The sequence below is a fragment of the Sulfodiicoccus acidiphilus genome, assembly GCF_003967175.1.
In the GTDB taxonomy this organism is placed as follows: Archaea; Thermoproteota; Thermoprotei_A; order Sulfolobales; family Sulfolobaceae; genus Sulfodiicoccus; species Sulfodiicoccus acidiphilus.
This window is the reverse complement of record NZ_AP018553.1, coordinates 1,627,799-1,646,424: the sequence shown is the minus strand read 5'-3', so window position 1 is coordinate 1,646,424 and position 18,626 is coordinate 1,627,799. Positions and strand designations below refer to the sequence as shown.

The following is an 18,626-nucleotide window of genomic DNA, read 5'->3' as shown; positions in this document are numbered from 1 at the left end:
GGCGTAGACGCGGCCCTCAACTATTCTCCGAGCGTCTGTTGAGGTGTTGGTCTCCTGGGTTCCCTGGGATCTCAGCGTCGTCTGAAGGTTTGAGACCGAACGATGAACTCGTACTCAACCGAAATCGTCGAAGGCTGACTTTTCAGAGAAGTAGCTCCCCCACGTTGGACTCCACGGGGTTTCCCACCGCCTCGGCGTTACCGAGGTGGCTTGGACGGAGTTGGGCTCCAGCTGCTCTACGACCTATAACGACTCAGGTCCCCTCTAAGGAGTCCACTAAGTTGAGGAGAAGTTGGATGGTCTCGGCCCTCTTCCTGAACAGGTCGATCAACTTGTCCTCCTCCGACCTCCCCTCCTGGATCGAGGCGGAGAGATCGTTCTCTTCCGCCAAAATGTCCCTCCTTCCTGTGAGGAGTTCCCTGGCCTTGGCCAGGCTAAGCGGACCTCCGAGCAACTTGTTCACCTCTCTGTCCACGTCCACCACCATAGAGGAGAACTTGGGGTCGACCTCCTGGTGGCCGTATGTCGCCACGACGCCGTCGAGGTCTATGCTCTCCTTCAGTGCGTCCTTAGAGGCCACGATTCGGTCCTGGTAGAGGGTCACCTTCCCCTCCTTGACCACAGCGTACCGCCCGAGGAACGAATCGAGAACCACGGCCCTCCTCTTGGGGTTCCTGGGCACGAGGAGTTCCACCTCCTCGACCTTGAACGGGACCGTGTCGCACACGTAGTGGACGAACCTCTCCGCCACCGCCTTGCTCGCGTTGAAGTTCATCCTCCTGAAGGTGTAAGGATCTAGGTACTCGAGGAGCATTCTGAGCTGGTTTGAGTCCTGGACGTTCCTCACCTCGTCCAACAGGGACCTACAGCTGAGGGCCCTCCCCCTCAGCTCCACGGACCTCCCCTCCCTGAGGGCCTTCAGCACTCCGACGGGCTCCCTCTCCCAGACCTTCAGAAGTCCCCCTCCCGAGACGCCGAAGTTTATGGTCCTCAGGTCGAGGCCGAAGCGTAGCCTGAGCACGGCGAGGAGGAAGTTCATCCCCTCCTCCACTTTGTCAGAGTCTGCCGGATCGAGTTCAGACGCGTAAACGTAGGTGGGGAAGTCGTAGGAGAGCCAATAAGGAGGGGTGTAATCGAGGTCCACCTTGTCCACTTCGTAAGTAGACACCCCGTCCGGGTACGTTATCCTCCCCCGCGACTCCACGTACCACGTCACCTTCCTGGCTATCTCCTTGGCCATCTTGAATCCCCCCTCTCCCTTGAAGAGGAGATCTAAGGAGACCGAGGACCAGAGTTTCCCCCTCTTCGCGTCCTCCTCTAACCTGGGCTCCTCTCTCCACCGTTTACATATCTGAACGTACTTCCCATCGGCGTCCTTTAGCTGCTGTATAGGCTCCACGTGGAACGGACAGTCCGTGGGCATCACCTCCGTCGACTCCACCACCGTCCACCTGTGGTCCGACTTCGACCATACGTTCTGGAGCACGACAGCTCCGTTGAAGGGGTCGACGCACCCGACCTGGAACCTCTCCACTAGGTCCCGCCTCGTGACGTCCTCGAGCTCCCTGCAGTCGTTCCCATCCCGCACCCACCTGGTAACGGTGGTTGCGAAGTTGTCGTAAAACCTGAACTTGGGTAGGTGGTCGGGGTCCACCCCCACCTCCTCCAGGAAGCGTCTGTCGTCGTCTATGCCCATCACCACGTCGTAAAGCTTCAGGTACTCGTTGTCCGGACTCACCACGATGGCCTCGGGCCCTAGGGACGTCCACTCCTTGAGGCTCTCGGAGTACTCCGAGAGGAGCACGGCGTCCTGCAACGAGGTGGGCACCACCACGCTCTCCACCTGGGGGAGTTCTAACCTCCGCCCCTTCCTCCCTTCCCTCTGTACGAACTCCCTCACCGTGTAGGGGAGACCAACGTGAACTACCCTCGTGACGTTTCCTAGGTCGATTCCTTGGAGGAGTGTCTTGACCGTCACCACCACCTTAACTTTCCCAGACCTCATACCATCCTCCACGGCCTGCCTACTTTCCTTGCTCACTCCCGAGTGGTGAACTGCGACAGCGTTTCCCTCGTACTTCACCTTTACCCCCAGCCTCCCTACTAAGTTGTTGGCCTCGTTCATCCCCCTGGCGAAGGCGATCGTTAGTTCGTCGCATTTCAGGTACTCGGAGAGCAACCGTTCCGCCAGTTCGCCGTTCTCCCTGAATATACCCGCGAACGCCTTGGCGTAAGTGGGGTCGGCGGCGTACTTGAAGAAATCCCTCCTGAAGTCCTGGTAACTTACCTCGAGTTTCAAAGAAGAGTAGATCCTCTTGACCTCCTCCTCCCTACCCAAAAGGAAGTAGGTGACGTTCCTGGGCCTGAACGACTTCCCTCCAACTTGCTCCAACTCGACGAAGGGCCTCGCGACGGAAGGGTTGGAGAGCGTGGCGCTCATCACCACGACCTGCGGGTTCACGCCGTACCTGTCCCTCAACCTTCTCACCAGGTGAAGGAGGAAGGTGGCCCTGAAGCTGCCGTAGAAGTCGAACTCGTCGAGCACCAGCAGGCGGAGCCCAGAGAGGAACTTAGAGAGCTTGTGGTGGCCCTCCACGGCGTTCTTCAACACTTCGGGGTTCGTGAGGACGGTCTTAGGCCTCCCCAGGTCTCTCACGTACTTACCCACCTCCCCGTCGTACTTCACCAGGTCTCCCTCGAACACCTTCACCTTCCCCCTGACCGTCTTGGAGACGTTGAAGCCGGCCTGTGTGTAGTAGTTGTACATCCTCTCCACCTGATCGCCGGACAGGGCGTTAGTCGGGTAAACCGCGAGCGCCCTGAAGTCCTGAGAGATCTGCCTTTCCATCGCGTATCCCAGCCAGGCCTCCGTCTTACCACCTCCGGTCTCGGCGGTCAGGGCCACACTCCTTCCAGACGAGAGTAACCTGATCACGTCCAGCTGGTGTTGGTAGAGGGTCTTGTCGCAGAACGACACTGCCCTGGAGCACAGGGTGGGAAACACGTCCTTGAACTTGATGTCGGTGAGCGAGGGAGGGACGGGATTCTCCACCGACTCTTGGAAGGCGACTCCGAGGGAGGACAACAGGTCAGAGGAAGAGCAGAGCATGTCGGAAACTCTGCTGTAGTGATTAAAATGTTTTGAGTTGGGACCTTCCCAAAATACTGGCCCTCGGGTGGACGTATGGCTCTAGGCTCAGGCTGACTTGTAGTTACCTGGGCTTACCTAGGCCAGCTAGGCCCACCTTACACCACTTAGAGGATTCGGCTGACAGGCCTCAACTCGTGAGGTTCCTCGGAAGGTGGCGTGACGTGGTTCCGAGTTAGGTACCCTTTGAGGGAACTTACTCGTGGAGAGACCTAGCGCAGGAGACACCTAGGGACGACGAGGGTCACCCAACGTCCAAACAGGTGGTACCTCAACCCACGTTGTTGGCGAACTGGCAGTGGTCCAGTCTCTAGCGCGAGTCGGTGTTGACGCTCACCACCTCCGCTCCGATTCTGGGCCACATCACCACGGAGCCCTTCGCGGGTGGAAAACGCCCCTCTCATCCCTTAGAGCCATTCCCTCCACCGCGTCTTCCGCTTAAGTGGTGCGAGCCGCCGAGGGGAGAGTGTTGACCCATTCGACTCCCTGAGGTCAAGCCCGGAGGTGTTGATGGCCTCGAGGAGGACGAGGGTTTCCGTCACTCCCTTCTGTCGAATGGTGTCGAGGGTTGTAACTACTCTACCGCGACACTCACCCTACTTCCCGTCCCAATCCCAGCATATAGAAGTTGCTTTCGAAGAGGAGGTCCTCCTCCCGCAAGGTCGTCCACCTTCTCGTGGAAAACCTCCACGTCCGGCATAGGTCTTAAAGGAAGAGGATCTCTCGCCTCCTCGTCTTCGTCCTCGGTAAAAGCTCGAGATCTTCGATGACCCCCTCTCCCGGCCTGAGATAAATCGTCCTCGGGAATGCTCGTTCGAGACTTCAATGTTTCTCCTGAGTATTTAGACGTACTCGGCAGCTGAAAGCATTAGTCGAAAGTTGTTGCTGGAGGTGCGAAGACGACCGTCAAGCGTGGTAGAGGCCGAAGTCCCGCGCGCAGGTGGCGTCGGAACTATCTATGCGATCGACACCGTGGATCGAAAGAATGGGGATCGAAAGAATGGGCAGCGGGTCGCATGGATCGAACTCAGCTTGTCTCTTTAACGATAACCTCCCCGAACCCGACGCTCCTCGACTTCCCCACCCCCACGTAGTTGGCGTAGGCCAACAACCTCCTGACGTCCGCTCTCAACTTACTCCCCTTCCTGGCCTCGAGGGAGTATAGCACCCACCCCACGAAGCCCCTCACGAACCCCTCGTCGTACCTCACGGTGACGGGTGAGAGGGAGTAGTCCACCTCCCTGAAGAAGTACAGTGCCCTCGTCCCGGTGGCCCTACTGACGGGGGGGCTGAAGTACCTGTTCCAGTGCTGGGCCAGCGACGAGAACATTACAGGAGGATACGGAAAGAGAATGTACCTGTTCTTCTTCCTCTTGAGCCTGGGCCTCGGAAACTGGAGGAGGGTGGGGGTGAGGAAGTTCACCTTGTAGAGCCTCGATTCCTGCGCCGATACGTCCAGGTGGTTCACTACCTCTAGCTTGAGGAGTTCGCAGAGGAGCTTCTTGCCGTATATCTCGAAGCTGAACGCCGGTTTGGATAGCAACTCTTCGGTGAAGTCCTCCTGGATTGAGGTGGCGGAGAAGGTGTACTGGACGTCCGGGAAGAGCTTCACGAAGCCCTGACCCCTGGAGTAGAGGACGCCTCTCTCTGTCCTTAGGGCCGTGACCCTGAAGGGTTTGAGGGGTTCGTTTGACTCTGCTGCCTTCCTGTAGCTCTCGCTCGCTTGAATGAGGGCCGTCCTCGAGACCTTGGAAGAGAAGGGTTGGACTACTAGTTCCTCCTTGGACCTCACCCCGAATTCGGCCTTCACTATCACTAGAGCAGTTAAGAGGGCGGGGAAATAAGCAGAGCGGTTATTCGGAGAGGCTGCACACGAGTCGACGAGTAGACTCCTCACGGGTACGCGTTGGAGGCTGGTGTGGAGTAGTTCCTAATAGGCAACGGGTTGACCCCCACACTGCTCCCTGGATCACCTGACGCTCTACGGGGCGCGGAGACCAAACGCCCCTGGAGACGGGACGTCCCTGCTGGGGCTACTTTAAGTGGAATTGTATGGGCCCGCCACCGAGGACGTCTGACGTGAGTTGTTCGTAACTCTCGTCGTGGAAGGTGTGGAGGCCTCACTTAGGCGATCCTCCTTGGAACCAGCTCTCTTCGACTGCTTCAGGACTTAGCCTAACCCCTACCACTCAACGAACTAGTCGTGGACGTCAGATCGACGTGTGCTGAGTATGTCGACTGTCTAGGTGGTTCGAGGGACGGTTGAAGCTGTGTCCAGCTCCAATTTTCGAGATGCGATCTTCTCCGTGAACGCGACGTTTTGAAAGTCTCCTCCAGAGGGAGGGTTGCGACGTTCTATTTCCGAGGACGCGAGCGGGAGGGCTGTGGTCTCCACAGCTGTATTCGAACGTCGTTTCGACCGAGGACCTTCCAATTGCGAACCCACCTCGTGCCGACGGGTTCAGTGTAGCAAGGAGCTCCGGCGAGGAAGCGGTGGAAGGCAGGTTGAGTCACCTCCCCAACCGTGTCCGGTAGGTCGAGTTAACTTTATAATACCTTAAATTTAACGACATTAATGAGCTTTACTCGAAGAGTTGCAGGTGTTACTACCGTACGTTCCTTGGGAATTGGGGTAAGTGGAAGGTGCGGCGCGTGGGAGATCTTCCTTCTCTCTTCTCCACGGTGAGTGGGCCGTGAGGCGTGGAGTCCGGTCCTCCTGGAAGGTGGTCGCCATGGTGGTGGGTGCCGTGGTCCTCGCGATCTTCGGCCTTTACTTCGAGGGTGTAGCGACTCGTCCCTCGTTGGGCATCGAGGAGGTGGGGGTGAACGCCCCTTACGCGTTTCTAGTACCTTCGCAGTCGAGTCAAGGGGGATACGAGTTGGAGGGTGATTCGACGGACAGTTAGGTCTTGGGGTACTACAAAGTCGAAGGCGACTTCCTCCCTGTCGTAACTACCGTAAACAACTTCAACGAACTGAACTCAGGAAATCCAGGTTACTTGCCTCTAGTTTACGTCCTCGTGATCGGGGCCAACGACAATGGAGAACCAGGAGTGGTGGACGTACCCGTACAAGGTAACGAAATACTGTTGAATGAGGTGGATCCTGGATATTGGACGGTCGTCGTAACGGGACGGCAATACGTAAATCAGCTGCTGTGGACTCTAGACAATGGGTACCGGGAAACTGGAACCGTCTCCGGAACGTCTAACTTATGGTACCAGCCAGGAATAGGAAAAACGCTCCTGGAAACGGTCGATTTGCAGCAATATACTTACGACTTACGACTTACGACGTTTAGAACCTCCTTACAACGTATCCTTTGAAGGTGGAGAAATAGTGGTTGCGAAGAACGGTACAGTAATACCCTGGGGAAACGAAAGAGGCATAGGTTACAATCTACCTTTCACTTCCCCAACGAGGTTCTAATTTGTGAGGAAACGGGAGATTCCCCGAAGAGAGGAGGGGATTCACGGAGTCTCTTCCCTCGTCGAAAACGAAGACGGCTACGTAGACCTACGTCGATGGAGATGTACCTATCCTCTGGAACGTTTTCAGGCCTGTAGGAACCCACCCTATGGAACCCCCCAGTTCCGCGATAGTAGAGGGATCTCTCCGTTGAGCCCCACCTTAGCGTTGGGATCCTCGGTCGTGGGCAGCTCGCTATCTACGACGAGTCTTCGTATTCTCAACTGCCCCAACCTTAAGTTTCGAGGTGACAACCGTTAGGGGAAGTCTATAACTCGTCTTCCTCCGAAATCCTCTTAAAGGCCGCCGCCAATGAGTATAGTTGTGAAAGTGCACGTTTCTGTCATGGGTAACTTCCCTACTGAAAAATTCGTTGGAAGACACTGTTGTGAAGGGAAAGGTTAAAGAGTTAAGGATCGAGGACTGGGACAGACTTAAGTTCAACGATGATAGACAGAACGTGATCGCAGAGAACTTCGACGACTTGAAGAATGCCCTCCTAAGCTACCTGGAGGGGAAAGAGCAAGAGGGGCTCAGCGGAGCTAGACTCCCTTTTCTCAGCGTTGAAGTTGTTTAAACAAAGTGGGAAAGAGGTCCTCGCATTCCTGTACACCACCAACACTTGGAACTCGAGGCTAGCTGGGGAAGTGATAAGGGAGTATTTGAAGGGCGAAGGAATCGAGACCGAGCTCGCCACGGTTAGCACCATCTCCTCGGAGGAGTCCTTTTACACCGGTGTAGTAGACCTCTTCGACAAGGTGATCTATAAGGTACTTAAGTTTAAGGAAAGGGGGTACGAGGTGTACATCAACGTCACTGCCGGTTTGAAGCCGGAGACGATCTTCCTGTCGTTGGCGGGGCTGTTGGCGGGGGCGGACGTGCTCTATTACAAGTACCAGGAGTTCGACGGAATAGTCGCCCTCCCCGCCCCTCCGATCACAATAAGGCAAAATTACCTAGAGTGGCTCGTTAAATTCGCGAGTTCGGGCTACACGTTGTCCGAAAGTAAAGTGGAGGAACTGGGGGTCCCCGCCAAGTTACTCGAGGCTAGAGGTCTGGCGGAGAAGAAGGGGGAGGACGCCTACAGGGTGAAGGAATGGGTGAGGAAGATGATAGGGATTTACTTGCCTAAGGAATTCACCAACAAGTCTTACAGGGTGGTCGTGGAGGGTGAGGGAGAAAAGGAATTCGGCGACGAGACCGAGGCTTACGAGTTCATGGAATCCAAGCGGAGAGAGGGAAGAAAGGTGAGAGTCGAAGTGCCTGACAAGGTGTACTTCCTTGGAATTTGAGTTACAGGTAGAGGGAGTTAGGATTAAGGCTAAGATGGACACGGGCTTCGAGGGCGAGTTGATGGTTGGTAAGGAAACGTTCGACGGGATCCCCTTCGAGCCGTCCTTGGGGCCTAGGGTGTGTACGGCGTCGATGGAATGCTACAGCTCCTTCGTCAAGCTGTCCAGAGTTAGGGCCTTTGGAAAGGAGATGGTAGTGGAGGTCCTGAACTTGCCCGCGATCGAGAAGAACCTAGTCGGAGAGGCGTTCCTCAAAAAACTCAAGATCGTAATAGACTACAAGAGGAGTGAGGTGGGAGACCCCTGACGAAAACTGGCCTCCCCGAGTTTAAGGTACCTCAAGAGCCTTTCAACCTCGTTCACGAGCGACGCCGCTCTTAGACTGAACGCGATCTAAACTCGCGTAGAGAGGATCTCCAGCGTCACAGAGAACTAACAAGCAGGTGGAGAGAGGGTCGACTTGGTATCCCTTCGACGTCCCTCGCCTTCGAAGGAGTACCAAGGATTTAACCCCTCCACCTCACTCCTACCCATGATACTTTTCGTGAGCGACGTTCACAAGAGCTACAAGAGGAGGAGGGTGGACGAGACTGTGGCAGTCGACTGGCTCCTGAAGGTGATAAAGAAGTGGGAGCCGGACTACCTCATCTCCGCCGGCGACTGGGACGAGGGGATGAGTCCGGAGGACTTCCAGAAGATCGGTTCCCTCACCAAGTTCCTCACTGTCTACGGTAACCACGAGAACTTCCCCCTCATAAAGCCCATAGCCATGAACGACGGGAAGGCATACCTAGTTGACGATTTCAGAGTGGCTGGGATAAACGGTTTGGTGGGTTCAGGCAGGCCTTACTCCATATCTCCTGAGGACTTCACGGCCGCCTTCAGGAGGGCCGGAAGGAGGAAGGTGGACATCCTGGTGATGCACCAGCCTCCGTACTTACCGGAAGTGTATCCCAACATGAGGAGAGACGAGGGCGGACTCCTGGCCCTCGAGGCCATCAGGGAGGTGTCTCCTAGGCTTTTCCTGAACGGCCACATGACCGGGGAGTGTTACACCTACTACAGGTTTCCGTGGGGGACACACTACCTCAGAGTAGATAGTTCGCAGGAGTGCAAGCACTACGCGGTGTTGGAAGGGGGGAAGGTCAAGGTGTACGACAATCGGAAGGAAGTCGTATCGTTCGTCCTCTGAAGGGGTCCTTAGTGACGGAGGAAGCTGTCCAGTGGTCAGGAAACGCTTTTGTGGTGGAGGGAAAATCTCCTCATCTACAGTTGGATAACTTAGTGATTTGCGAGGACCTACTTATAGACCGTCCCCGTCTCCTCGTCGCTGGGCCGAACTCTGAGAAAGTGGAGGGCCAATTTTCTGTAAAAAAGGCAGGCGGTGTGTCTTCGAACGGCCCAACTCCTCGAGTGAATTGGACCGGGAGAAGTCCCTCAGAGACCCCAATCCTCTTCCACCTCGTTGTCCTCGTTGCCAAGGCGCATCCTCACGATCCTCGGACGGAGGTCTCAATCCATTGGAGAGGTCGAGCGAACTGAGGTTAGGTTTATCGAGTGGCCCTTTCGTATTTCGACGGACTCACGAAAACGTCCTCCTCTACGTCGTTAAGGTCTGTGGACTTCCCCCAAGTCGCTCCCGTAGAGTGAAATCTAACAAAGAAGTGAACGCCGATGTACGTGGCGAGAAACCGTGGGAGTAAACCAAGGAGGTCTGCGTCACGAGATAGGTCCTTCTTACGTTAGCCCGATCCATGAGGGGGAGATCCCCAAGTTTAGACATCTTCGACATTAGGACGCGTCGAGATCTTTTGGACGTTTAAAGTTGAAATTAGACCGTTATGACGCCAATACCCGTAGCGTAGGTCTTAACGTGTTTTCCCATCCTCGCTCCCGTGATCACGGGGAGGGCCTTGAGTCCGTAGGACTTCTCCACTTCCACTGCCCTCGACTTAACTTCGTCGACGTCGCTCAATTCGACCTTCAATTTGACCTCCACCACGTACACCTTGCCCTCACAGACTATCACAGCGTCAACCTCTCCCCTCGGAGTTTCCACTCCCCTATCCACGTCTACGACCTTCTCTCCTTTCCTCTCGAGAAAGCCCAACACCCTATTCATGAAGGTCTCCTCGGCTACAAGGCCTAGGTCGGACCTGAGTTGTTCTATTGCCTTATTTAGCTTAGCGTAGTTGCTGTCGATCTTGTTATCGAGGGACTTCTGGTTGGCCTCGAGGGACTTCTGGTTGGCCTCGAGGGACTTCTGGTTGGCCTCGAGGGACTTCTGGTTGGCCTCGAGGGACTTCTGGTTGGCCTCGAGGGACTTCTGGTTGGCCTCGAGGGACTTCTGGTTGGCCTCGAGGGACTTCTGGTTGGCCTCGAGGGACTTCTGACCGGCCGTGAGATTCCTCTCAACGGCGTCAATTCTGGACGTCAACCTAGTCTCAAGGTCCCTGACTGCCTCCCTAGTCTTAACACTCTCCTTAACGACCTCCTCTTTCATGAGGTAATACAATACCATCGTGGACTCGTCCGGAGCGAGAGTCTTTCCTTCCGTTATCTTCGCTGCTATCTCGTCTATCTTACCCGCGAACCACCTCGATATTATTTCGCCGCTCACGTATTTTCCCTCTGCGGACCAGGAATTAAGTGTTTCTGGAGATGTGGCGTAAGTTACGGCCTCGCGGTGCTTCGAGCACGTTTACTAAGTCGGTCAAATAGCGTCAACGACGCCGATCACGATCCGTCCCTTCTCGTGGAGAGAGTAACATAGTTCCATCCATTTCTTTAAATTAAATTCTTAGTTAAATCACAGAAGCGTAGAAGGAGGCTGGACTAAGGTTGGGAGTCAAAGAGTCCGGTTATAGAAGTAAGGAGTTCGAAACCGGTGACGACTCGGCGATGTGGGAAAAAGTGGCTCCGTACGTCAAAAGTGAGGAGCGTATCCTTCTAGAGGGAAACCTAGAAACGCGAGTAGAATGTTAGGGCCCATTTACCGCAACACACCGAACTTGATCAATGTCTTGGGAAAGTGCATTTCAACACTTCTAGATCTCGTACCCTCTTCCTCAAAGGGCGTATTCGACCCCCTAAGACTTTACCGTTATCTATCTCTGGGATCGTATGAGTTTTAGAACTAACCGAGAAGGGCTAAGTTCACCAGTTCCCGTCAGAAGCGGGTGCTGCATGTGACGATAGGTTCCTTTTACGGGTCCAGCCTGACGCCCCTCTCTACGTAGTTCCTGATCATCTTCTCCACGGCCCTAGATCTGTCGAGCCTCCATAGGGCATAGACGTCGTCCACCAACCACCTTTCTATCAGGTCGTACCTTCCCCTCTCGAAGGCCTCTGCGGTCTCAGCGCCGTGGTCCTCCACGTCCATCCCAGCTGCCCTAGCTACGTTAGAGAACTTAAGCCCCCTGTACCTCCACCCGTTGGCGGCCAAAAGAACCTGCATGAGGTCCCTGACCATGAAGGAATTCCAGATCGCCGTAAGTTCCCTCAGGGTACCTACGCCCAGCTCTACTCCCCTCAACGTCAGGAGTGGGACGTCGAACCTGAGCACGTTGAATCCTACCAGCTCGACTTTCTTACCGAGAAGTCCTTTTAAGTAGGAGTAGAAAGTCCTCACTACGACTTCCTCCCACTTCAGGTCCCACTTAGCGATGACCTTAACGTCTTCCCTACTGAGATCTCCTCCCCTGTCCTCTAAGTAACCCACAGCTATCACCCCTTCGTCCTTCATGGCTTCCTCGTCTGGCCTGTAGGTCTTCACGTCGAAGTACACCTTGAGGAACTCCACGAGTGTAACTTACGTAGGGGTGACTTAAGTTCTTTTCCATATGTTAGACAACTACTTGACCTGCAACAATTGTGAAGTCGCTCGGCCTGAGTGGAGATAATGGAACGGGTGTCCTAGCACGGGTTCTAAACGCTAAGTTTGGACCTGTTTAGTTACCACGTATAGTCCTACGCGCGGAGTTGAAGGATCGGCCCTAGACCTCACTGAACCACCTTACCACCACAGTGACTCAGGAAAGGACACTCCCTGTCGCAGAACTTTGGCAGTCCCGGATCTACCCCATCCTCCAACACTTGCAACCTACGATCCCTCTCCTCTAGGAACTCAGTCCTCAGGGCCTCACCTATCTTCAGGAGTTCACACCTGTCGCTCACCTTGTCTTCCACCCTGACGTAACACAGCAGGCCGAAGTCCACGGGCACCTCGTACTGGCTCTCGTAGGCTAGGGCGTATCCCGCCAGGGCCCTCTCGTGAGCCCTCCTCCTCGCTCCGGTCTTCATCTCTACCACGAGGGGGACGTTGGGGATGAGCGCGTCCACCCTCGAGTTTGGGCTTAGACCTACCAGGGACCCGTCTATGGGGAACTCGACCAAGAAGGGGATGGTGGCAGCGGCCAGGGTCTCCCTCCTTCCCCTGGCCCTCTCCCTCGCCCTGTCCAGAGAGGCGCCGAAGACGCTCGTAGCCCTGTCCCAAATGGCCTTAACTACGTTGTGGAAGTCCTGGACGGAGGAGTACTCGGAGAGCCTCCTCTCAGCCTCGTAGTACTCGTCAAGCATGGCCGACCTCAGGGCGTTACCGTCGACCACCTCACCAGAGTAGATGAGCTTCCTCACGGTCTCCACGCTTTCGGCGTAGGCCTCATGTATTAGGGATCCCCTAGCTGCCTCCGGGGAAGTCGGAGCTTTGACCCACTTGACGTACGATAGGTAGACGTACCTTCCGGTTTGACAGAGGGCCCCTGAAGCGTCAGAGACGGGGAGGGTCCTGCCGGAAGGGGGGAGGAGAGGTGGTTCTGGCCACCGCCACCCCCTCATCTCTTCTCCCACTTGCCTGGGCGTCTGCCTAACCCTCTTGGCGTAGAGGGCCACGTCCTCGGGTGTAAAGAACACGTGCGGGAATTGGAAGAGGAGATAAAAGGTTTGTTGCGCTGGGGAAGACCTTCGGTGACACCTCCGTGACTGGCAGCGATGAGTGCGACTGGACGACGTAAGTAAGCGCCTGTACTATGACGGGGAGGTACGGAAGTCCAGGTCGAGGTGGTCCCCAGAAGTCCTAAGTGCCGTTGTTTGAAGGCGAATTGTGGAGCTGGTGGAAGCGAATTAGGTTATAAGGAGGGTGTGGTGAGAGTCGACGCGTTCGTCGCCCTCCAGTAGAGAGCGGCGAAGGGGATACCTTTTTTACTGGAGAACCAACCGTCACCGCGTGAAGTTGATTTCAACTCTCGGCACGTCGCCTGGAGGCCTCGTGGAGAGCCTCGTAAACCTGAGGAGGGGGACCTATGCCTCCCTGGGGGTGAACCAACCGGTCAAGATAGACGAGATCTACGTAGTGAGGACTAGGGGAGAGGAAGTGGAGAGGGCCTTCAGGATCCTGAGGGCCCTCCTCTTGTGTTGCGTGAAGGAGAGTCCCCCTCTTCGGGACGTTCCCCTCGACCTGAACGACGTTGACTCTCCCGAGGACTACGCTAAGTTCAGGGGAGCTGTCTTGAAGCTAGTCTCCCCAGGCGACTACGTCGACGTCACTGGGGGGAGGAAGGTGATGAGTGTCGCGGCAGCGGTTGTGGCCAGGGAGAGGGGTGCCCACGTGCTCACCACTTTAATCAGCACCAAGGAGTACGCCAGGGTGACGGAGGAGGCGAGGAAGCTGAACGAAAACTCCCTCGACCTCAGTGCGGGCTGTTCCAAAGACACATCCCTCTGTTCCCTCCTCTCCCCCCAGGCCGTCACAGTACTCCTCCACTGAGCTCCCGGACGCCCAGGCGGAGACGTGCGAGCCCGCCCTAAGGGTGGCCTATGTAGGATATGGCCGATCGTCCTGAGGTGAGGAGTGGTAATCTTTATTAGGAATCTTCTGTTCTTTTCTTTATGGTGGGCGGGGGTGCCTCGGGGGAAGCGAAGGTCCCCAGCCTGGAGATTCGCCTCCAATTCCTTGACTCCCACAACGTCTTCAGGAGGCTGATGGAGCTCCTCTCCCAAGTAGCTAGGGAGAAACCCTACTTGGGGCCTGGGGAGCCCGGCCTGAGAGAGGTGGCTGGCCCCGTTACCCTCCTGGGAGAGCTCGGGAAATGCGGTCCCCTAGATGAGTTCGCGTACCTGGACAGCTCTTCCAGGACGTTGAGCGTGAGGGGGGCGAGGATCCTCGTCGCCTCCCTATACGCCAACGACGGTGGGAACCACTTCACGATCCCGCCGGCCAGGTTCCCCTTCGTGGGACTCAAGGCCTCTAGGGAGGTGGCCTCCGCAGTCTCCTCGGATCCCACGCTTTCCGAGTTGGTTCGGCTGAGGAGCCCAGCGGGCGAGTTGTACGATCAGGACTACAAGGAGGACAACGTCCTAGACGAGCTCAGGATCTCCCTAGAGAACTACGCGGTGACCTCCTCGAATAGAATCACATTCGTGGACGGGCCCGTGGTGCCGGGGCCGTTCCCCAGCACTATGGGCCCGAAGTACGAGGCCGCTTTCCAGCAACTCCTGAAGGAGAGGCTACCTAGGCTTCCAGACTTAGTGGGGATCGTGAAGAGGTTGGAGTTCAGCAGGAAGTTGGCCCGGGCCCTCGGTTCCGACTCCTCGGACGAGGTGCTGACCCTGGACCTAGGGAGGGGGAAGGCGATTTACGTCTCCCCGGTCCTCAAGGAGGACGTCAAGGTAGGTGAAGAGGAGGTCTCCAGGTACATGACATACGTGAGGGTGAGGGACTCTGCCTTCAGGGTTGAGTCGTCCAACCCTGACCTCCTCTGTCCCGGGGTGAGGACGGCGCTCCTCCACTCCTCCTTCAGGGGAATTCCGACGTTCATAGAGGTGGCTGACAGGTTATCTAGGAGGCTAGGCTCCGCCTCTTTCGTTCAGGCTTTCCTCTACGCCCATCAATTAGTGGGGGTGAGCTACGAGTCTTGGAACTGGTACCAGGAGGCACTGAAGGAGCTCTCTCAATGATGTTCAGGGAGGCCAAGGAGAGGGCCTCCAAGGAGGGGGAGGTGATCGGACTGGCCTCCAGGGTCGTCCCCATATCGCACGGCATGGAGAGGGCCGAGATAAGGGTGGAGGTTCCATTCCAGGTCTACTTAGGACGTAGGTTGGGGGTGGGAACTTACCTAGGGGTGGCGCCGGTAGTGGCGGGGACGCTGATCCTGGGCAGGGTGAGGGCGGTGGAGAGGGCTGACATACTCGCCGTGTCTAGGGTGCCGGCCATCTCCCCGGCCGAGGACCTCTCAGCCATAACCACGCCCCTCGCCTTGGAGCTGGAGCTCCTCTCGGAGGACGTCCAAGGTGAGGTCGTCCCACCCACCTCTCCCGTAGACCCACAGAGCCCAGTCTTCCTTCCAGGAAGGGAGTTCCTGAGGAAGATGCTCGGAGTTCCGGTGGACGGGGTGAAGATCGGTGTCGTGGCAGAGGGACACAGGGAGTCGGGAGTCGACCTCAGGCTCACCTGGGAAGTCCTGAGGCACCACGTCCTCGTGGTGGGCACGACCGGTGCGGGGAAGACTAACCTCCTCAGGGTGCTGGTGTCGGGCTCGGAGAGGCCAGTGGTGGTGTTCGACGTCCAAGGAGACTACGTTTCCACCGCTGTCGCGTCGGGAGGAAGGGTGCTGGTCCCAGTAGCGGGCCGGTACGAAAGGCCCACGGATTTCATGAACACCTTCCTGAGGAGGAGCGGCCTGGAGAGGTTCCGGGCGATAGAGGTGAACGATGGGCCGGAATTCGTCCTATCCGACGGCAGTAGGACCTTCAGGCTCAGGCCGTTCGGCGTGAGGTCCGGGGAGAGTTACGGGCTCCTAGCTGACGTCTCCCCCTTCTTCAGCGCTCAGGGCGCATACTTCTTCAAGCAGGCGGCCAGGGAGTGTAGAGGAGACCTAGAGAGTTGGGAGACCTGTTCCAGGTCCCTGAGCAAGTTCAAGGTGCACCAACAAACCGTCGACAACATAACCAGGTCGGTCTACGCGCTCAGGAACACTGGCCTCGTGGACGTCAAGTTGGGTGGGAACTACCTCGGGGAGCCAGACTACGAGGAGCTGGGCTTTGGGGTGACGGTGGTCGACCTGCGCTGGGCCGCAGAGGAAGGGGTTCAGTCAGCTGTGCTGGCGGCCTTCGTGGTCGCCACCAGGCTCTTCCAGATGGCGGACAGGAGGTACAGGGAGGAGGGAAAGGAGACCCCCATGCTGCTGGTGTTCGACGAGGCCCACGAGTTCTTCCCACAGGGCAGGAGGGAGGAGGGGAAGGAGTCCATGGAGAGGATGATAAACAGGTTGATGAGATTGGGTAGGGTGAGGGGAATAGGGACTGTGTTGGCCACCCACAGGCCCACCGACCTCAACGACATCGTGCTCACCCTCACCAACACGAAGATCGCACTGAGGGCGGATCAGGACGCGCTGAAGAGGGTTGAGATGGAGGAGTACTCGGGGCTACTGAGGGTAGCTCCGCCTGGCTTGGGAGTGTTGAGGTCCTTCGCCGTCGGAGTGCACGACGTTGCCTTCAGGGCCCTCAAGTTCCAGGAGGAAAGTGAGACAAACTCGTAGCGGTACTCGATCTAGGACAATGGAACTTTCCACCCTAATCGGGGTTCGTGGGAACGGATACGTCGGAAGGGAGTTAGAAGTGGACTTCCAGAGGCTGTCCCGAGGAGATCTGGCGAATAGAAACGAATATTAAGATGACCCCTGAACAGTTCGCCATGGGGAAGGTTCACATCTCGTTGGTGGGTACTTCCTCCCTCGGTCACTTCTACAGGACGGAACAGGAGTTAATGAATGGCCTGGGGATAAACCAGGACTTATCTAGGATCCCACTCGACTCGCCGCTCCAAGAAACGGTGAGACGAAATCACGATTTCCTCCTAGGGAAGTTGGTGGACTTCCTGAACGGGGACCCAGAGAGGAGGTCAGCTGAGCTCAACGGGCTCTTCAAGGCCCAGAAAGAGGTTGGATGCGATCGGGTGGTCCTCGTGGCCACCAACACGCCCACTGGCACGCTGGCGGGAGAGGCGGTCAAACGGGTGTTGGAGGGGAGGGGAATACCAGTGGAAACTAAGACGATCAGGTCGATAGGACAAGGTGAGTTCGAGCGTGGAATGGAGGAACTGACGAACGAGGTCGCCGTTTCTATAAGCGAGTCCCTCGCCGCTGGAGACAGAGTTTACCTCCACGCCTCACCAGGCCTGAAGCCGGAGGGGGCTTACCTCACTTTGCTCGGCATGCTCTACGACGTCGACGTCTACTACCTTCACGAGAGCTTCGACCACCTGGTGTTCCTGCCTAGGGTACCGGTGACATTGAGGGAAGACGTGGCGAGGCCCCTGAAGGATCTCCTAGAGGGGAAGGAAGTGTCGGAAGAGGTGCTCAAGGCCTTGAGGGAGAGGAGGATAGTGTCGCCTAAGACGGGAACGGCGTCTGGGTACGAGGTCCCTCACGTGTTGACGAAAGTCCTGCGGGAGTACACCGTAGTAAACCCCGAAACACTAGAATCCCTGGGGGTCTACGATGACGAGAACAGGGCCCTGGAGGAAGCCAAGAAGTTCGCGGCCTCCTTGAAGAGGAGAATCATGGTCTACTATGGGACCGGTGCGTTAGTAGTGGATCCACCTCTGTGACCTCCGCAATGGTTAGATGTCGGCGAACCGAAGGGAGACCCCGGCTCTGGTCCGTTCCACTCGTTGGCACCCTTGAGTTGGTTTGCCTGTCCTGACCTCCCAGGACAGATGGGCGAGGAACGCTTAATAGGCTGAACTTCCTCAACGCTCCTCGTGTACTTCCAGAGGATGGACGCGTTACCAGAGGACGTGAGGGAGCTAGTGAGGAGCCTCTACAGGCGGGACCCCCTCACCTACGTCTACCTCTTCAACGACTTGGTGGACGAAGAGGAGGGGGTAGCGTCTGGACTGACCCTGCAGGGCAGTTCGATCCTGCAGGAGTACAGGGGAATGAGGAGGAGAGACCTCCTGCTTTACGGGGACGGAGTGGAGCTAGTAAGCGGGTACTTCGACACTCTACAGACCTTCAACACTTCCAGACTGGACGAGCTCGAGCACAAGGTAGGACTCGGGAGGGTCCCGTTCCTCGACATGACGTGCAGGTCGCCGCGCGTGGTGGGAGACGCCAGGAGGCTCACTCCGGCCGACGCTCCCGCCTACTTCTCCTTCATCAGATCCGTTTGGAGAAGGGGGGACAACGTCGAGAGGACCTCCCGGTACCTCGAACGGAGGGTGGTGTACGGTTCCTTCGAAGGAAAGGAACTGGTTTCGGTTGCGGAGGCCTATGTGACCCTACCAGAGGTCTGGGTGGTGGGAGGGGTGTTCACCCTGCCCAGCTTCAGGGGTAGGGGCCACGCCAAGGCCGTGACGTCGGCTGTGGCAGCCCACGCCTCGAGGAATGGGGCCACCACCCTCCTCCACGTGAGGGAAGACAACGAGCCGGCGGTGAGGGCCTACGAGGACGTAGGTTTCGAGGTGTTGAGGAGGAGGTGGTGGTTCCTTCGTCAATGAGTTTTTCAGGCTACGTTCTTCGTCCAGGGTGACCCTCCGCGACCTACTGAGAAAGATGGCAATCGAACGCGAGGAGTTCCTCGGCCGAGTCGCGGAGGAAGTCACAGAGACTCTCCGGATGTGCTGGGGGACCGGCGGTGGACCTGAGACGGCGAGCGAAATCGGTCGACAGTCGTTTCTGTCCGGGAAGGAACTTCCACGACGGCCTTGGTGGCGACCT

General features: G+C 56.9%; 15 protein-coding genes and 1 pseudogene. 10 read left to right on the top strand and 6 right to left on the bottom strand.

All coding sequences use genetic code 11. The features are described 5' to 3' along the window. Positions 1 to 253: 253 nt before the first annotated feature. From HS1genome_RS08625 to cas6, 3 genes are all read right to left on the bottom strand, one after another. Positions 254 to 3,109 (bottom strand): DEAD/DEAH box helicase, encoded by a 2,856-nt coding sequence (locus tag HS1genome_RS08625; protein ID WP_126450482.1) that lies wholly within the window; start codon positions 3,107 to 3,109, stop codon positions 254 to 256. A 613-nt stretch (positions 3,110 to 3,722) separates the two neighbouring features. Beyond that, positions 3,723 to 3,974, bottom strand: a complete 252-nt coding sequence (locus HS1genome_RS08620; protein WP_126450480.1) for a hypothetical protein — start codon at positions 3,972 to 3,974, stop codon at positions 3,723 to 3,725. A gap of 201 nt (positions 3,975 to 4,175) precedes the next feature. Further along, complete coding sequence (gene cas6 / locus HS1genome_RS08615) at positions 4,176 to 4,964, bottom strand: CRISPR-associated endoribonuclease Cas6 (RefSeq protein ID WP_158613765.1); 789 nt, start codon at positions 4,962 to 4,964, stop codon at positions 4,176 to 4,178. Positions 4,965 to 5,841: 877 nt separating this feature from the next. Between cas6 and HS1genome_RS08610 the strand changes: the two genes are divergently transcribed. The 5 genes and pseudogenes from HS1genome_RS08610 to HS1genome_RS08590 all read left to right on the top strand — a co-directional run bounded on the left by HS1genome_RS08610 (position 5,842) and on the right by HS1genome_RS08590 (position 9,100). Further along, the gene (locus tag HS1genome_RS08610; protein ID WP_126450477.1) at positions 5,842 to 6,054 is read left to right on the top strand and encodes a hypothetical protein; all 213 of its coding nucleotides are present in this window, start codon (positions 5,842 to 5,844) and stop codon (positions 6,052 to 6,054) included. Between the two features lie 3 nt (positions 6,055 to 6,057). After that, entirely contained in the window at positions 6,058 to 6,474 is a 417-nt protein-coding gene (locus HS1genome_RS08605; protein WP_126450475.1) for a hypothetical protein, read from the top strand. Positions 6,475 to 6,928: 454 nt separating this feature from the next. Continuing rightward, positions 6,929 to 7,908 (top strand): annotated as a pseudogene (locus HS1genome_RS08600) (putative CRISPR-associated protein). Further along, positions 7,898 to 8,215: a clan AA aspartic protease gene (locus tag HS1genome_RS08595; protein WP_126450473.1), complete on the top strand. Its 318-nt coding sequence runs from the start codon at positions 7,898 to 7,900 to the stop codon at positions 8,213 to 8,215. The pseudogene HS1genome_RS08600 and the gene HS1genome_RS08595 overlap by 11 nt, the downstream one beginning before the upstream one ends. A 225-nt stretch (positions 8,216 to 8,440) precedes the next feature. Further along, the gene (locus tag HS1genome_RS08590; RefSeq protein ID WP_126450471.1) at positions 8,441 to 9,100 is read left to right on the top strand and encodes a metallophosphoesterase family protein; all 660 of its coding nucleotides are present in this window, start codon (positions 8,441 to 8,443) and stop codon (positions 9,098 to 9,100) included. Between the two features lie 639 nt (positions 9,101 to 9,739). Here the strand turns inward: HS1genome_RS08590 and HS1genome_RS08585 are convergent. The 3 genes from HS1genome_RS08585 to cas4a all read right to left on the bottom strand — a co-directional run bounded on the left by HS1genome_RS08585 (position 9,740) and on the right by cas4a (position 12,819). Further along, positions 9,740 to 10,528 carry a hypothetical protein gene (locus tag HS1genome_RS08585; protein WP_126450469.1) on the bottom strand — a complete coding sequence of 263 codons (789 nt, stop codon included), beginning with the start codon at positions 10,526 to 10,528 and terminating at the stop codon, positions 9,740 to 9,742. Between the two features lie 585 nt (positions 10,529 to 11,113). Further along, positions 11,114 to 11,710 carry a 3'-5' exonuclease family protein gene (locus HS1genome_RS08580; protein WP_126450467.1) on the bottom strand — a complete coding sequence of 199 codons (597 nt, stop codon included), beginning with the start codon at positions 11,708 to 11,710 and terminating at the stop codon, positions 11,114 to 11,116. A 200-nt stretch (positions 11,711 to 11,910) separates the two neighbouring features. Then, on the bottom strand, positions 11,911 to 12,819 hold the full coding sequence (gene cas4a / locus HS1genome_RS08575) for a type I-A CRISPR-associated protein Cas4/Csa1 (protein ID WP_126450465.1): 909 nt from the start codon (positions 12,817 to 12,819) through the stop codon (positions 11,911 to 11,913). 313 nt (positions 12,820 to 13,132) lie between these two features. Between cas4a and crn1 the strand changes: the two genes are divergently transcribed. The 5 genes from crn1 (at position 13,133) to HS1genome_RS08550 (ending at position 18,406) form a co-directional block, all read left to right on the top strand. Continuing rightward, positions 13,133 to 13,672, top strand: a complete 540-nt coding sequence (gene crn1 / locus HS1genome_RS08570; protein ID WP_126450463.1) for a CRISPR-associated ring nuclease Crn1 — start codon at positions 13,133 to 13,135, stop codon at positions 13,670 to 13,672. Positions 13,673 to 13,794: 122 nt separating this feature from the next. Continuing rightward, complete coding sequence (locus HS1genome_RS08565; protein ID WP_229768089.1) at positions 13,795 to 14,862, top strand: DNA double-strand break repair nuclease NurA; 1,068 nt, start codon at positions 13,795 to 13,797, stop codon at positions 14,860 to 14,862. Beyond that, the gene (locus tag HS1genome_RS08560) at positions 14,820 to 16,445 is read left to right on the top strand and encodes an ATP-binding protein (protein WP_229768090.1); all 1,626 of its coding nucleotides are present in this window, start codon (positions 14,820 to 14,822) and stop codon (positions 16,443 to 16,445) included. Before HS1genome_RS08565 ends, HS1genome_RS08560 begins: the two co-directional genes overlap by 43 nt. A 134-nt stretch (positions 16,446 to 16,579) precedes the next feature. Continuing rightward, on the top strand, positions 16,580 to 17,515 hold the full coding sequence (locus HS1genome_RS08555) for a putative CRISPR-associated protein (protein WP_126450461.1): 936 nt from the start codon (positions 16,580 to 16,582) through the stop codon (positions 17,513 to 17,515). 153 nt (positions 17,516 to 17,668) lie between these two features. Next, positions 17,669 to 18,406, top strand: coding sequence for a GNAT family N-acetyltransferase (locus HS1genome_RS08550; RefSeq protein ID WP_126450460.1), 738 nt, complete (start codon positions 17,669 to 17,671; stop codon positions 18,404 to 18,406). Positions 18,407 to 18,626: the final 220 nt, after the last annotated feature.

Coding starts and splice junctions, on each gene's coding strand:
- HS1genome_RS08625 (WP_126450482.1), bottom strand. CDS start 3,109: ATGCTCTGCTCTTCCTCTGACCTGTTGTCCTCCCTCGGAGTCGCCTTC.
- HS1genome_RS08590 (WP_126450471.1), top strand. CDS start 8,441: ATGATACTTTTCGTGAGCGACGTTCACAAGAGCTACAAGAGGAGGAGG.
- HS1genome_RS08565 (WP_229768089.1), top strand. CDS start 13,795: ATGGTGGGCGGGGGTGCCTCGGGGGAAGCGAAGGTCCCCAGCCTGGAG.
- HS1genome_RS08555 (WP_126450461.1), top strand. CDS start 16,580: ATGACCCCTGAACAGTTCGCCATGGGGAAGGTTCACATCTCGTTGGTG.